The organism is Pseudomonas sp. 58(2021), assembly GCF_017491585.1.
In the GTDB taxonomy this organism is placed as follows: Bacteria; Pseudomonadota; Gammaproteobacteria; order Pseudomonadales; family Pseudomonadaceae; genus Aquipseudomonas; species Aquipseudomonas fluorescens_BT.
The window spans coordinates 217862-231659 of sequence record NZ_JAFGYZ010000009.1 but is presented as its reverse complement, the minus strand read 5'-3'; the positions used below and the strand labels follow the sequence as shown (position 1 = coordinate 231659).

The window sequence follows — 13798 nt, the reverse complement described above, 5'->3', positions numbered from 1 at the left end:
GCCTTCGTCATGATCGGACCGGTGATTCTCATCGTCATTTGCCTGATGCTGCTGGTGCTGTCCATCCGTCTGTTCCTGCAGGGTGTACGCAAGACCGCCAACGAACGGGTGCTCAAGCGACTGGCTGCCGGGCAACCGCAGACAGCGCCCGGCAAAACTTCGTGGACAGGGCTCGAACGCATGTTCCTGAAGGCCGGCCTGGGCCGCCCCGGCGAGCGTCTGGGGTTATGGCTGGCGTTGTGGGCCATCGCGATGATGCTGGGTTATCTGACCGCCGACTGGATCGGCCTGCTGATCCTGACGCTGGCGCCGCCCCTGGTGTTGCGCCTGTACATCGCATGGCTGTATCGCCGCCGGCTCAATCGCATGATCGAGCAACTGCCGCAGCTGCTGGACCACTCGGTGCGCAGCCTCAAATCCGGGCGCACCCTGAGCGACGCCGTGCTGGGCGGCATCGATTCCTGCGAGGATCCGTTGAAGACTGCGATGGGCCGGGTGCAGCGCAACGTGCAACTGGGGGTGAACCTGCCCGATGCGGTGAGCGACTTCGCCGAGCTCTACGAACAGGACGAACTGCGCATGTTTGCCCTCGGCCTGAAGGTCAATCACCGCTACGGCGGCAATGCCAGCGAACTGCTGGAAAACCTGATCAAGCTGATCCGCGAACGCGATCAGGGCGCCCGTCAGCTGCGCGCCCTGACCGGCGAAACCCGCTTGACCGCGTGGGTGCTCGGATCACTGCCTGTGATCCTGGTGAGCTACTTCATGCTGACCAATCCCGGCTACATGCTTGGCATGTGGAAAGACCCCGGCGGCCAGACCATGCTGATCGTCGCGGTGGTGCTGCAGGTGATCGGCAGCCTGGCGCTGTGGCGCATGTTGAGGAGTGTCTGAGATGGTGATCCTGGCCAGTCTCATGCTGCTGCTCGGGGCGCTGCTGCTGGTCGGCAATCATTTGCTGAGCGAACGTCGCCGGGTGCGTCAGGTCAACCAGCGCCTGCTGGGCCATCTGGTGCGAGAGAGCCGCTTGCGCACCTTGCTGCGGGCGCTGGGCAACAGCCGGTTCGGCCAGCGTTCGGTGAGCATGGACAGCGAAACCCAGACCCTGCTCAACCGCCTCGGCTGGCGCCGGACCAGTGAACGCTCGCTGTTTGCCGCGTGCCAGATCGGTACACCGTTGCTGGCGCTGGGTATCGGTTTGTTTCTGCAGGAGGTGTTCTTTCCCCAGGCGCCGAAAGGCTGGCTGGTGCCGATGCTCGCCACCGGCACCGGTTACCTGCTGCCCAAGCGCCTGCTGGCGTATGCCGCCGCCCGACGGCAGAAAATCATTTCGGTGGAGGTTTCGACGTTCATTCCTCTGCTGCGCATCCTGTTCGAGTCCGGCATGGCGGTCGAACAGGCACTGCGCGTGTTGAGCATCGAAGGACAGAAACTGCTGCCGCAACTGACCAGCGAATTGCGCCTGATCCTTGCCCGCGTCGACTCGGGGCTGGAGCTCGGCCAGGAATTGAACAAGTCGGCGGTGATGCTGGCGGTGGATGAATTCACCGACACCTGCGTGATCCTGCAACAACTGATTCAACAGGGTGGCGGCGCGATGAAATCGCTGCTGGCGCTCAAGCAACTGCTCGATGACCGACGCCTGACGCGCTTGCAGGAATACATCTCGAAGATGTCGGCGAAGATGTCGGTGGTCATGATGCTGTTCCTGTTTCCGGCCTTGCTGATCGTACTGGCGGGCCCCGGATTTACCGCAATCACCCGGGCGTTTGCGTCCTGACATGGAGAGCGTTTGATGAAAGCACTGATGGTGGTGGCAAGCCTGTTGCTGCTGGGCGGTTGCGCAACGGACGGTCAGGCGCCGTGGACCGCCATGCTGGCGCCGAGCAGTTGCAGCAAGCTGAGCGCCGAGCAGGAGCTGTCGCTGAATCTGGTGGACGACCTGGCCAACGACGGCAAGCTGCACGCCAGTCTGGCCAACCTGCAAGGCCTGCCCGACAACCTCGTGGAGGTGCGTCTGCGCAAGGCCAAGGTCTATCGTCTGCTGGGGCGCAGTGAAGCCGAACCGCTGTATCGCGGCCTGCTCGGCACCTGTCTGAGTGCCGACGCCGAACACGGCCTGGGTCAGCTGTATGCCGCCCGTGGCGACAACGGCCAGGCCCAGGCGCACCTGCAGCGCGCCGTGCGACTGGCGCCGACCAATGAAAACATTCACAACGATCTGGGCGTGGTGTACCTCAATCAGTTGCGGCTCGAAGACGCGCGCTTCGAGTTCCTCACGGCCATCGAGCTCAAGCAGAACAATCAATTGGCGACGCTGAATCTGATCACCCTGCTGATCTACCAGAACAACTGGCAGCAGGCTGCCGAAATCGTCAGTCGCGCACACCTGACTCCGGAACAGTTCACCGACGCTCAGGAGCGGGCGGAAAAACTCAAGTCGCCCGTCAAGGCGAAAGCCGCCGCGGGCAATCAGGTCGCGGTAGTGGCTGACCCGCAACCGGCGACCATCAAGTGATCCTCAAGGAGGCGCCATGAACATCGTCAAGACACTGTGCTGCGTGGGGCTGCTGAGCCTGCCGCTCGGCGCACAGGCCATCGACGCCGGCCCCGCCTCGGCCCAGCAGCAGGAAACCGAGGGCTGGCTGTTGCTGCAAAGCCGCAACAAGGCCGCGTCCCCCGATCCGCAGGCAGCCACGGCCACCGAACGTGAACTGGCCATGCAGCGCTGGCTGAAGAAATACAAATATGACATCCCCGACTTCTATGACCCCGATGCCGGGGGCAAGATCGAGAGGAAGAACTGACTGGAGGTGTCGACGTTCCTGGCCGCCCGATGGCGGCCAGGAGCAACGAGCTAGTGCGCGGTAACCCGCTGACGTAAAGCCGCAGCACGCGGCGTAAGCGCCAGCGCCAGTTGGGTGCGGTTGTGCATGTGGGTCAGGCGCAGCACCTGCGAGACGTAAAGTTTCACGGTGTTTTCGGTGATGCCCAGCTCGCAGGCGATCTGGTAATTGGTCTGCCCCTTGCCCACCAGGCGCGCCACGTCCAGTTGCCGCGGCGACAGCTGATTGAAAATGGCCGGGATCTCCAGCACGTCGGTGTCACCCGATGCCTGCTCACTGACGGGTACCGGCCCGCGGCGCACTTTGTCCAGATCCTGATACAGATCATCGATGGACGACGACAGGTCCTGCAGTTTCTGATTCAACTGCCCCAGTTGCAGGGTTTTGTGCCGCTCCTGCAGAACGGTCTCCTGACGCTGCAGGCCTTCGAGCAGTTCATCCAGATTGACCGGCTTCTGGTAGTAATCGGCAATCCCGGCACGCAGCGCCTTGATCACATCCTGTTTGTCGGCGCGGCCAGTGAGCATGATCGCTTCGAACACTCGCTGCTTGCCGGCCTGGCGCTGCAGCTCCTGCACCAGCTGGATGCCGTCCAGGTCCGGCATGTGCAGGTCGCACAGCACCAGACCGATCGCCGGATCCTCGGCAAAACGCTCGACCGCCTCTTTGCCGGACCCGCAGGGGACACAGCGATAGCCGCTGCTCTCGAGAAACTCACAGAGCTCCTCGACGATCAGTGCCTGATCATCGACCACAAGAACCTTTACCGCAGATGTAAGCTTGTTCACGTGCCACTCCATGCCCGGGCCAAACCTGACCGTTCCTGTACTGTCAGCCGTTGGCTGTATAACCAGTACATTGAAAGTAGACGCACTTTCCGACTATGTACATAAGACTAGTGGCGTTTGGCGACTAATGGATCCAAGGTAGTGCGAGTAAAAAACCGATCAGCACGAACGGCGCAAATGGCAGCTTTTTTGACATGGATGGCGCCATATATCGAAGACGTTGCCTAACCCCTTGACTCATATGAAGCCAGAGTCTTGGCGCCAGCAGGATCCAGACAAGGCTCGCAACGCCGGCGCCGATAAATATCCCGAGCAGCGATGTACCGTCCGTCGCAAGGCCAAGGGCTGTCATTAATTTCACATCCCCGGCCCCCATGCGCCCCATGAAATACCCCGGCAGGGTGAACGCCAGCGCCACCAGGCAGGCCCAGCCGCCCTGTTCCGCTGCGGCGCCCATCCAGGTGGTTCCGCAATACAGCAGATAAACCAGTGCCAGGGCGCCAACGCCCAATGTCAGGAGGTTGGCGATTCTCCGTTGCCGGGCATCCTGGGCTGCACACAAGCCCAACCAGATCAGAAGAACAAGGCTTTGCATCCGGTAAAAACCGTCCGTTTTGGCTGAATGATTCTATGCTGATACTACGCAGTGACTGTCAGGGTAGACGCACGGATGAAAACCGGCTCTCGCAAGGCGCAAAAAGGTGCGGTGGCGATCGAATTCGCCCTGGTGTTCGTGATCTTTTTCGCGGTGTTTTACGGCCTGGTCAGCTATGCCCTGCCGTTCGTGCTGATGCAGACGTTCAATCAGGCCACCGCCGAAGCGGTCCGCCGCAGTGTCGCCGTCGACCCTGCGACGCCCAACTACTCGACGGTTGTCGTCAACACCGCCAATGCCGCTCTGACGCAGCAGTTTTCAGGCTTGCCAACGTCCCTGAACGTGGTAGTAGGCGTGGACACTTCAGCAACCTATGACTCAACGCTGGGCACGCTCACCGTCAGCGTCAATTACCCCGTCAGCAAACTCAATCAGGTCATTCCGTTTCTGGTGTTGCCAGGCATCGGCGCCGTACCCAGCCTGCCCACCAACCTGACCGCCAGCTCGAGCCTGAAATTTTGACGGCCGGGGACAATCTGTTCGGCCGTCTGCTCAAGCGCGCCCCGCTCGCCGGGGACCTGCCGGACGTGCTCGGCTCGCCCGCGACGGGCCTGCATCTGTACCTCGATGGCGAAGGCGCCGTGTTGCAAATGGCCGGCCCCTTGCGCCTGTTGCTGGCACAGCAGATACCCCATGACAAACCGTTGCCACTGCACGAGTTACTGCTACCCCACAGCAACCTGGCGATCGAAGGCCGGCCGCAGGAATGGCAAGGGCAACTGCTGGACCTGGACTTCACCGGCCTGGGCGAACAGACCCTGCACCTGCGCGGCTGGGCCCAGCCTCTGGGCCACGGCTGGCTGCTGCAACTGATCGACATTGCCGACCTGCTGTCCGAACGCCGGCAAGCGCATCAACGCGAGGCGTGCCACGGGATTGCCGAGCAGATCAGCAAGCAGTTGCGCAGTTGCAGCCTGGGACGACTGCCGATGGTCGTCAGCGATCAACTGCAGATAATCGCGCAGCGCTGGCAGATCCCGTGCGTGGCACTCGCCTTGCTCAATGAGCAGGAACAGGTGTGGCAGATTCACTGCCAGTTCCACGCCCACGATGCGCCCGCGCTATGGCAGGACGGCCAGCGCCTCGGCACGCCGCTGGACAGCCTCAATGGCACCGGCCCGCAGCGCCTCGGGGCGCATTACGGCCAGTATGAACACACACGGGTGCAGGGGCTGTTCGGCAATGCCGAGGGGTTCGCCGTGCCCTACAGCGATGATCGTGGCGTGATGGCGTGGCTGCTCTGCGGCTTTTATGCGGTGGACAAGACCGCGCCGTATCTGACCGACCGTGACTGGCTGATGCTGGCCGGGGCGCTGGCAGGTCCGTTGCTCGGGCGTTTGCGTGAGCAGCAGCATCAACTGCAGCTGGAACGCCTGGAGTCGTTGCAGACATTGCTGGGCACCGGCTGGTGGGAAATCGGCAGCAGTGGCGACCACATCCAGCTGGCCCCGACACTGGCCGCCATCCTGCAACGGGACAGCTCGACGCTGACCCTGGAAAACTGGCTGAATCTGATCCACCCCGCTGACCGCGAAGAAGTGCGCAGCCGCCTGCAGGACCTGCAGGTGCACGGCGAAATCCTCGACCTGTGCGTGCGCCTGCAGCTTCGCGACAGCAGTCAGCCCCCGGCGTGGTATCGCCTTCAGGGGCAGGTCAGCGGCACCGGCGATCACCGTCGGCTGGCAGGCTTCATGCTGGACATCAGCGACATCAAGAATCAGCAGCAACTGGCCGCTGCGGCCCATGCGCGACTGGACAATCTGATCGCCAGTTCACCGGCGGTCATCTATGTCCAGCACTACGTCGAGGGCGCGTTGCTGCCGGCGTTTTTCAGCGCCAGTCTGCAACCGTTGCTGGGCTGGAGCCTGGAAGACTGCGATGCCGGCGCACTGGTGGAGCGGATACACCCGGAGGACCGGGCCCTGTATTTCGAACGCACCCGCCAGCTGTTGCGCGAAGGTTTGGTACGTGCCCGCTATCGCTTGCGCGACAGTCGCGGTGATTACCACTGGCTGCTCGACGAGGCCCGCCTGCTGCGCAATGACCTCGGCCTGCCAGTGGAAGCCGTCGGCCTGTGGCTGGACGTCACAGAGGCGACGCTGGCTGCCGAACAAGTCAGACAGAGTGAAGAGCGCTACCGGATTCTGGTGGAGGACTCGCCGGCGATGATCTGCCGTTATCGTCCGGACCTGATCCTGACGTTCGGCAACCAGCCGCTGGCGAAGTATCTGGAATGCGCCCCCGAAGATTTACCCGGGGTCAATCTGGGCAGCTGGATGTCGGACGTACAACGCGCAGACTTCGTCGAGCGCCTGGCGTTGTTGACCCCGGAATCCCCCGTCAGCACCGCCGAAATCAACCTGCAATTGCCGGAGCGCGAGCATGCGTGGTGGGTGTGGTCGGATCGGGGCATGTTCGATGAGCACGGGAGACTGATCGAAGTACAAGCCGTTGGCCGCGACAACACCGAAGTGCGCCGCTCCCAACTACAACTCACCCAGAGCGCGAAAATGGCCACCCTCGGCGAAATGGCCACAGGTCTCGCCCACGAAATCAACCAGCCGCTGAATGTCATGCGCATGGCCATCGTCAACGTGCAAAAACGCCTGAGCAACGGCGATGTGCAGATCGACTACCTGACCGACAAACTCAACCGCATCGACGCCCAGGTCCAGCGTGCCGCGAAAGTGGTGGATCACATGCGGGTGTTCGGCCGTCGCTCGGAAATCGAACAACAGTTGTTCAACCCCGCCAGCGCCATCGAAGGCACGCTGTCACTGCTGGCCGAAGGCATGCGCGGCAAAGGCGTGGATTTGCGCATCAGTGAAACCGCGTTCGAGGTTCAGGTGCGCGGATACGTCGATCAGCTTGAACAGGTGCTGATCAACCTGATGGTCAACGCCCGGGATGCGCTGCTGGGCAAACGCGAGTCCGATCCGGCGTTCAAGCCGTGGATCTCGATCTACGCCGAACGGGATGAAGAAAAGGTGCGCCTGTGGGTCGAGGACAATGGTGGCGGCATCGACCCGCGTCTGCTGGAGCGGATTTTCGAGCCGTTCTTCACCACCAAACCGGTGGGCATCGGTACCGGTCTGGGGTTGTCGGTGAGTTACGGAATCATCGAAAACATGGGCGGCCATCTGAGCGTGTGCAACTCGGCGGACGGTGCGCGGTTCTGCATCGAACTGCCGATTGCACCCGATGACTAGATGACGAGATACGCCTTGCCGGTCTGGCCGCAGGTCATGTTGGCGCCGACATCAACATCCATCAGGTTGATCCCCAGCCCCTTTAGCAGGTTATTGAGCAACGGGTCGAGCAGCGGGCTGACCAGGTTGGTGATCAGCGGTTGCAGGATTGCCGTGACGCTACTGATCAGGCCCGCCACACCCGCTACAACGGCGCCCAGCGGATTGCTGCCAATCGGTTGGTAGACAATCAGATTGATTCCGGCGAGCGTGCTCGACAGGCTGTTGACGATGTTGCTGGTGGGTACGACGGAAATCACGCTCGGCGGCTGTTTCAGGTTGGGTGGCGTGGCGAACGGTGTGTTGCTGGAAAACACCAGATCCTGAGTGTTCTGCGCCACGCTGGTATCGACCATGATCGCGATACCGCCGGCGCCGTATTGCACGTGGGTACTCGAGTCACAGCTGCCAATACCTAAAATCGTATGGCAGGTCACAATGCCCAGGTCCACCAGCGGCAACGGGGTGACCGTGGGTTCGGCAGAGGATGAAAACGCGTTGGTCGGGTCAATCTTGCCCAGTTTGAGGTCGGCAATCGAGGTGATGGTGTGGGCCGTCAGGCTTTTGGTGCCGGTATTGCCGGTCGGGCAGCTGTAGTCGGTGACGTAGCTGATGGCGCCGCCGGCATCCAGGCTGATGTCGATTTCCGGTGACGGCAACAATAACGGGTCCATCCGTTGGCAACTGAGGCAAAGGAGTGAGTTGGCCAACGAGACCAGATTCAGGGTCAACAGCTGATTGACAGTCGTGCTCAGAGTGCCGACCAACCCCAATACCGCGTTGCTCAGCCCGGCCACCCCGGTCAACACCGGCAGATTCACCGAGAGCATCGTGCGAATCTGCGCAGTGCGCACATAAATCCGGTTCGGCCCCAGAGGATTGGCCTTGGCCAGCGCCGGATCACCAATCGCCGAGAACTGCGGCGGCTCGATCACCTTGACCCGCACCGTAACATTCGCCAACCCCAGCACGCTGATTGGCAGGGTCGCGGCCACCGCACTTTTGCTGTTGGCCAGTTGAATCACGCCCTGAACCAGTTGTAACAGTTGCAGATTGGCATCCAGCCCGGCCGCCGTGGTGCCGGTCTGCAGTTGCAGGATGTCGCCGAGTTTTACCGGCGCAGCATTGATCGCCGCCACTTGCAACTGACCGAGCGCCGTAATCACATCGGCGGTGGCACCGTTGAGTTGCACCACGGTAGCCGCAGCCTGGATCAATTGGGTCACCGTGGCCTGGGTATTGAGCAACTGGCTGTAATTGCCGGCGGCCACGTTGAGGTTGATTGCCAGTTGATTCAGGTAGCTGAGCAGATTGATGTCGGTGTTGAGCAAGCCGTTCCAGCCCAGGGCCGTCAGATTGACGTTGCCGCCGAGCAATCCGGAAAACAGCGGGTTGAGGATGTTCGATTGCGCGGTGTCGATACTGGCCAGATTACTGCGGATGTTCAATTGAGCGACGGTCGGCTTGGGCTTGGCCGCCACCGCCGAAGCGTAGAGCACGGTATTGAGACTGACCGGTGCGGCACTGAACAGCGCCTGCACGCCGCCGGCAAAACTGGTGGTCACGGTGCGGTTGGCCGCGACCTTGACCGCCTCTGATTGCGTCGCGTCAACCGTAAACGTGCGCAGGCCGGTGGCGGCTGTCACCAACTTTCCGCAATCGATCACAAGGACGTTATTGGCATCGGCGACAAACCCGTTGCGTGTCGCACTTTGCCCGGCGTAGCTGGCGGCAGTGAGGCCCGGCAGGCAGTTGCCGCCACGGCTGACCGCCTCCAGTGCCGCGTTATCCACCAGCCGCTGCAATTTGCGCTGTTCCATGTACAGACGGCCGGTGTCCACCACCAGCAACATCAGGATCAGCGCGAGGCTGAGGGTGGCAGCCGCCATCAAGCCGATGGCCCCGCGCTGCCGGGCGGGGCCGCGACACTGCGAAAGACGCGACATGGCGCACTCCTTTGCCGGCGCACGGCCGGGTGCAAGCTCCATTGGTGGATGTCAGTGTAGACGCGGCGTGACGACACGGCTGGCAACACGCCAGCCGTCCCTTCAGAAAAAACGGGAGCTCCTGGGCTCCCGTTCAAGGCGCTCACTTAGCGCGGAGGGTAGTTCGACAGGATACGCGTCACCGTTTCATGGATGGCGCTGCTGCGATCCGCAGGGTTCGGCGTGCGGCTGAGCATCTGCTCGTCGCTGCCTCGCCACACCAGTTTGCCGTCCTTGCCGTCGAGCAGGTCGATCTGAATGGTCGCCACCTTGTAGGTGACGTTGCGGGTTTCGTTGTACATCGGCCCGCCCCAATAACCGTTCCATGGACCACCCCAGCCACCGCCGTAATTGGTGGTGACCTGTTGCTGGCGATCCTCGACGATCAGGTAGGCCTGCACACTCAAGTCACCTTTGCTGCCCGCCGTGGCCGGGCGCAGGCCGCGCTGGTCCAGTTGATCGGCGACCGACTGGCGAATCCGCTGTTCCGTCAGGTCGCTCTTGATCCGAGGATCGTCGGGGCGGTACTGCAGGGCAGGCTCTTTCCAGCTCCAGCTGCGGTAGGCGGCGAAGTCGCGGCTGGCGTCAAAGTCATGATTGACCTGGTTGGTGGCGCAGGCACTGAGCAGCGCGGCCACAGCCAGTAAAGCAAAACGGCGGAACATGGTTTTTCTCCGGTGGAAAACATGAACCTGAGGGAGCTTCCGGTTCACGGGAAGCTAACTGGGAGGATACGCCGACATGGCCTTTTCGACAGCCTCCCGGATCGCATCGGCACGGTCACTCTGGTTGCCCTGAGTGCCGGTTTCGGCGCTGGCACTCCAGACCGGCTGGCCGGTGCCGGCGTCGAAAAGATCGACCCGCACCACCACGACCTGCTCCTGATAGGTGCGGACAATGGGCACCGTGTTGTACATCCCGTAACCCCGGCCGTAACGGTCATAACCGCCGTATCCACCGTAGTAACCGTAATCGTCCTGGACCTGACGCAGGCGGGTTTCCAGGCTCAGGTTGGCGCTGACGAACAAGTCGGCCGGGCGATTGTCGTGCAGCGGGCGCAAGCCGCGCTGGTCCAGTGCACTGCTGACGGCCTCGGCCACTTGTGCCGAATCCGCCCAGGCACTCCCCGGCGGCAGGCGCCCGTTGAGCCACGCCCAACTGCGGTAACGCCCGTAATCGCGTGGCGGCGCGGGGTAAGCGCTGCGGTCAAAGGTGGTCGCAGCTTGCGGTGGCGCCGGCGGCAAGGGCCGCGACTGTGCCACATAAGGGTTGCTGCCCTGGCAGGCGGCCAACCCCAGACAGATCAGCAATAACCCTGAATGACCTTTCATTTCATGCTCCGATCAGATCGGCCGGCAGATCCAGTGCAAGTAGCGCCCAAGCCCGGCGAAGCTTGGGTGACGGCGGTGGGCGAGTTCCATCTCGAGCAAATCAATCAACTCGGCGCGGGCCTGGAATTCCACCGGCATGTAATCGTGGAAAACCCGCACCCCGCTCTGGGTTTCGACCTGCCACAACCCTTCGAGTTGCGTGGCCAGCTCCCGAGGATCGAGCGGCTGCTGCGGGGTCAGGCTCTGCTTCTCGCCGGCCATGTCGTTCTTGCGCATTTTCTTGAAATGGCCTTTGAGCAGGTTGCGATAGACCAGCGCATCACGGTTGTAGAACGCCAGCGACAACCAGCCGCCGGGCTTGGTCAACTGATGCAGCACCGGCAGGATCGCGTGGGGTTCGGCGAGCCATTCGAGCACCGCGTGACAGATCACCACGTCATAGGGTTCGGTGAGTTGACCGAGCAACGCCTGCCACGGCGCCTGAATGAACGTCGCTGTCTGCCCGGCCTCGGCAAAACGCTGACGCGCGCCTTCAAGCATCGGTTCGGCCGGCTCGGTGAAAGTCACGTCATGCCCACGCTCGGCCAGCCACAGAGACATGTGGCCCAGGCCGCCACCGATGTCCAGCACCCGCAACGGACGATCCGGCAAGGCTTCTGCAAGATCGGCCTGCAGCACCGCGAGGCGGATCGCGCCTTTGGCACCGCCATAGATTTTTTCGGCGAAACGGGTCGCCAACTGATCGAAATGACGGTCGCTCATCAGCTGAACCGCCGTTCGCTGTCGGCGAGCTTGCTGCGCACCACTTCATTCATGTCCAGCCCCAGTTCGCTGCACAGCAGCAACAGATAAAGGACGATGTCACCGACTTCCTGCCCGGCGTGGGCCAGTTTTTCGGCGGGCAGTTCGCGGGACTGGTCTTCGCTCAGCCACTGGAAGATTTCCACCAGCTCGGCCATTTCCACGCTGGCCGCCATGGTCAGGTTTTTCGGGCTGTGAAATTGCCGCCAGTCATTGCGGTCGCGAATGGCGTGCAGGCGTTCGGTCAGTTCAACAAGGTTCATCGATTTCTCCTGAAGGCGTATAGCTTCGAGGGGATGCTGCGCGAAGGCAAGGGGCAGCCACCACCCGGCAAACCCTCTATGCTTGCAGGGAACTCGACCGCCCCCGCCGCGGCCCAAGGCTCAGCTCTTTCATCAGGATGAAAACATGCAGGTAGAAAGCTTCTTCGAATGGCTGGGCCAGGCGCTCGGCTCGATCATCCGTTTCATCGTCGACGGCCTGAGTGGCCTGTTCAACGTGCTGAGCCATGCCGGCGGCAACTTCGTCGACGGGCTGGCGAAGGCCCTGGGCATGGACACTTCGATCATCAGCATCATCGCGTTGATCGTTGGCCTGATGCTGCTGTGGTCGGCGATCCGCGCCTTCATGAATGCGTCGATCATTGCCGGGATCATCTGGTTGCTGCTGGGGCTGTGGCTGCTGAGCTGGATCATTCACTGACACCTCCCGCTACAATGCCGCTCCCCAAGGAGCCCGCATGTCCAACCTGATCGCCGACTGGCGCGACCGCCCGACCCATCGCCGGGTCTGGGCCCTCGCCGCCCCCATGATCCTCTCCAACCTCTCTGTGCCGCTGGTGGCGCTGGTCGACAGCACCGTCATCGGTCACCTGCCCCATGCCCACCAACTGGGCGCCGTAGCGGTGGGCGCGAGCCTGTACACCGTTCTGGCCTGGGCCATGGGTTTCCTGCGCATGGGCACCACGGGGTTCGCCGCGCAGGCGGCCGGGCGCAGCGATGGTGCGGCACTGCGGCAGATTCTGCTGCAAGGCTTGTTGCTGGCAATGGGGCTGGCGCTGCTGCTGGGGGCCGTGGGCGTGCCGCTCAGTGGCGTCGCCCTGCATTTCATGCAACCGTCGCCGGAACTCAATGAACTGACCCGCGACTTCTTCTACACCCGCCTGTTCGGGCTGCCGGCGGCGCTGGCCAGTTATGCACTGGTCGGCTGGTTTCTTGGCACCCAGAACGCCCGGGCGCCGCTGGCGATTCTGCTGACCACCAACCTGATCAACATCGTGCTGAACCTGTGGTTCGTCATCGGTCTGGACTGGGGCGTGGTCGGCTCGGCCCGGGCCTCGGTGGTCGCCGAATGGTGCGGCGCCCTGCTCGGCCTGGCACTCACCCACAAGGCCTTGCGCGCTTACCCCGGGCATATCGTCTGGGCGGCATTGAGGGTGTGGCAGAGCTGGCGACCGCTGCTGGGGGTCAACCGCGACATTTTCATCCGCAGCCTGGCGCTGCAATCGGTATTTTTCCTGATCACCGTGCAGGGCGCCCGACTGGGTGATGCCACGGTGGCAGCCAACGCGCTGCTGCTCAACGGCCTGCTGCTGACCGCCCATGCGCTGGACGGCCTGGCCCACGCGGTCGAGGCTTTGTGCGGACACGCCATCGGCGCCCGTGATCGCCTTGCGCTGCGTCGTTCGCTGGTGGTCGCCGGTGGCTGGTCGTTGCTGGCAAGCCTGGGTTTTGCTGTGTTGTTTCTGTTCGCCGGGCACTTGTTCATCGAAATGCAGACCGATATTCAGAGCGTGCGCGAGACCGCGTTCATCTATCTGCCCTACCTCGCCGTGCTGCCGTTGATTGCGGTGTGGAGCTACTTGCTCGACGGCCTGTTCATCGGCGCTACCCGCGCCCGGGAAATGCGCAACGGCATGCTGCTGACGGTCGCTTTGTTGCTGCCGTTCGCCTGGGCGTTGAGCGGGCTGGGCAATCACGGACTGTGGATTTCATTCCTGCTGTTCATGGTGCTGCGCAGCCTGACCCTCGGCACATTGGCGTGGCGACTGCGGCGCAACGACGGCTGGCTCGCCGGCGGTGTTCATTGAGGCGGCGTGTGCCGGATAAACTCGTCGATCTGATCGAGCACCGGCAGGAATCGCG

15 protein-coding genes are annotated in these 13798 nt (G+C 62.5%); 8 read left to right on the top strand and 7 right to left on the bottom strand.

The window, feature by feature from the left end; translation table 11 throughout:
- Positions 1–9 precede the first annotated feature (9 nt).
- The 4 genes from J5M72_RS13160 to J5M72_RS13145 are packed head-to-tail and all read left to right on the top strand — an operon-like array spanning position 10 to position 2807.
- Positions 10–894, top strand: coding sequence for a type II secretion system F family protein (locus J5M72_RS13160; protein ID WP_207865685.1), 885 nt, complete (start codon positions 10–12; stop codon positions 892–894).
- A 1-nt stretch (position 895) separates the two neighbouring features.
- Positions 896–1780, top strand: coding sequence for a type II secretion system F family protein (locus J5M72_RS13155; protein WP_207865683.1), 885 nt, complete (start codon positions 896–898; stop codon positions 1778–1780).
- A 15-nt stretch (positions 1781–1795) separates the two neighbouring features.
- A complete protein-coding gene (locus J5M72_RS13150; protein WP_169428697.1) occupies positions 1796–2518 on the top strand; it encodes a tetratricopeptide repeat protein in 723 nt (240 codons plus the stop codon).
- A gap of 16 nt (positions 2519–2534) precedes the next feature.
- Positions 2535–2807: a DUF3613 domain-containing protein gene (locus J5M72_RS13145; RefSeq protein ID WP_169428696.1), complete on the top strand. Its 273-nt coding sequence runs from the start codon at positions 2535–2537 to the stop codon at positions 2805–2807.
- Positions 2808–2857: 50 nt separating this feature from the next.
- Here the strand turns inward: J5M72_RS13145 and J5M72_RS13140 are convergent, their stop codons facing one another.
- Together J5M72_RS13140 and J5M72_RS13135 are read right to left on the bottom strand one after the other, a co-directional pair.
- Complete coding sequence (locus J5M72_RS13140; RefSeq protein ID WP_347709519.1) at positions 2858–3634, bottom strand: response regulator transcription factor; 777 nt, start codon at positions 3632–3634, stop codon at positions 2858–2860.
- Between the two features lie 124 nt (positions 3635–3758).
- A complete protein-coding gene (locus tag J5M72_RS13135) occupies positions 3759–4229 on the bottom strand; it encodes a prepilin peptidase (RefSeq protein WP_169428694.1) in 471 nt (156 codons plus the stop codon).
- A 75-nt stretch (positions 4230–4304) separates the two neighbouring features.
- Between J5M72_RS13135 and J5M72_RS13130 the strand changes: the two genes are divergently transcribed.
- Positions 4305–4751, top strand: coding sequence for a TadE/TadG family type IV pilus assembly protein (locus J5M72_RS13130; protein WP_169428693.1), 447 nt, complete (start codon positions 4305–4307; stop codon positions 4749–4751).
- Positions 4748–7498, top strand: a complete 2751-nt coding sequence (locus J5M72_RS13125) for an ATP-binding protein (RefSeq protein ID WP_207865679.1) — start codon at positions 4748–4750, stop codon at positions 7496–7498. The genes J5M72_RS13130 and J5M72_RS13125 overlap by 4 nt, the downstream gene beginning before the upstream one ends.
- Here the strand turns inward: J5M72_RS13125 and J5M72_RS13120 are convergent.
- The 5 genes from J5M72_RS13120 to J5M72_RS13100 form a co-directional block, all read right to left on the bottom strand.
- Positions 7495–9483, bottom strand: coding sequence for a pilus assembly protein TadG-related protein (locus tag J5M72_RS13120; RefSeq protein ID WP_207865677.1), 1989 nt, complete (start codon positions 9481–9483; stop codon positions 7495–7497). The two genes, J5M72_RS13125 and J5M72_RS13120, sit on opposite strands and share 4 nt — an antisense overlap.
- Before the next feature lie 146 nt (positions 9484–9629).
- Positions 9630–10187 (bottom strand): DUF4136 domain-containing protein, encoded by a 558-nt coding sequence (locus J5M72_RS13115; protein WP_207865675.1) that lies wholly within the window; start codon positions 10185–10187, stop codon positions 9630–9632.
- A 54-nt stretch (positions 10188–10241) separates the two neighbouring features.
- Entirely contained in the window at positions 10242–10853 is a 612-nt protein-coding gene (locus J5M72_RS13110) for a DUF4136 domain-containing protein (RefSeq protein ID WP_085732749.1), read from the bottom strand.
- A 12-nt stretch (positions 10854–10865) separates the two neighbouring features.
- Positions 10866–11615 (bottom strand): methyltransferase domain-containing protein, encoded by a 750-nt coding sequence (locus tag J5M72_RS13105; protein WP_207865673.1) that lies wholly within the window; start codon positions 11613–11615, stop codon positions 10866–10868.
- Positions 11615–11917: a MazG-like family protein gene (locus J5M72_RS13100; protein ID WP_207865671.1), complete on the bottom strand. Its 303-nt coding sequence runs from the start codon at positions 11915–11917 to the stop codon at positions 11615–11617. Before J5M72_RS13100 ends, J5M72_RS13105 begins: the two co-directional genes overlap by 1 nt.
- 145 nt (positions 11918–12062) lie before the next feature.
- Here J5M72_RS13100 and J5M72_RS13095 point away from each other — a divergent pair, with 145 nt between their 5' ends.
- Both J5M72_RS13095 and J5M72_RS13090 read left to right on the top strand, forming a co-directional pair.
- Positions 12063–12356: a hypothetical protein gene (locus tag J5M72_RS13095; protein ID WP_085711241.1), complete on the top strand. Its 294-nt coding sequence runs from the start codon at positions 12063–12065 to the stop codon at positions 12354–12356.
- A gap of 37 nt (positions 12357–12393) precedes the next feature.
- The gene (locus J5M72_RS13090) at positions 12394–13743 is read left to right on the top strand and encodes an MATE family efflux transporter (protein ID WP_207865669.1); all 1350 of its coding nucleotides are present in this window, start codon (positions 12394–12396) and stop codon (positions 13741–13743) included.
- Positions 13744–13798 lie beyond the last annotated feature (55 nt).

What these genes read in the sequence shown, in the direction of transcription:
- J5M72_RS13160 (WP_207865685.1), top strand. Translation starts at nt 10, where the DNA reads ATGATCGGACCGGTGATTCTCATCGTCATTTGCCTGATGCTGCTGGTG.
- J5M72_RS13155 (WP_207865683.1), top strand. Translation starts at nt 896, where the DNA reads ATGGTGATCCTGGCCAGTCTCATGCTGCTGCTCGGGGCGCTGCTGCTG.
- J5M72_RS13150 (WP_169428697.1), top strand. Translation starts at nt 1,796, where the DNA reads ATGAAAGCACTGATGGTGGTGGCAAGCCTGTTGCTGCTGGGCGGTTGC.
- J5M72_RS13145 (WP_169428696.1), top strand. Translation starts at nt 2,535, where the DNA reads ATGAACATCGTCAAGACACTGTGCTGCGTGGGGCTGCTGAGCCTGCCG.
- J5M72_RS13135 (WP_169428694.1), bottom strand. Translation starts at nt 4,229, where the DNA reads ATGCAAAGCCTTGTTCTTCTGATCTGGTTGGGCTTGTGTGCAGCCCAG.
- J5M72_RS13130 (WP_169428693.1), top strand. Translation starts at nt 4,305, where the DNA reads ATGAAAACCGGCTCTCGCAAGGCGCAAAAAGGTGCGGTGGCGATCGAA.
- J5M72_RS13120 (WP_207865677.1), bottom strand. Translation starts at nt 9,483, where the DNA reads ATGTCGCGTCTTTCGCAGTGTCGCGGCCCCGCCCGGCAGCGCGGGGCC.
- J5M72_RS13115 (WP_207865675.1), bottom strand. Translation starts at nt 10,187, where the DNA reads ATGTTCCGCCGTTTTGCTTTACTGGCTGTGGCCGCGCTGCTCAGTGCC.
- J5M72_RS13110 (WP_085732749.1), bottom strand. Translation starts at nt 10,853, where the DNA reads ATGAAAGGTCATTCAGGGTTATTGCTGATCTGTCTGGGGTTGGCCGCC.
- J5M72_RS13105 (WP_207865673.1), bottom strand. Translation starts at nt 11,615, where the DNA reads ATGAGCGACCGTCATTTCGATCAGTTGGCGACCCGTTTCGCCGAAAAA.
- J5M72_RS13100 (WP_207865671.1), bottom strand. Translation starts at nt 11,917, where the DNA reads ATGAACCTTGTTGAACTGACCGAACGCCTGCACGCCATTCGCGACCGC.
- J5M72_RS13095 (WP_085711241.1), top strand. Translation starts at nt 12,063, where the DNA reads ATGCAGGTAGAAAGCTTCTTCGAATGGCTGGGCCAGGCGCTCGGCTCG.
- J5M72_RS13090 (WP_207865669.1), top strand. Translation starts at nt 12,394, where the DNA reads ATGTCCAACCTGATCGCCGACTGGCGCGACCGCCCGACCCATCGCCGG.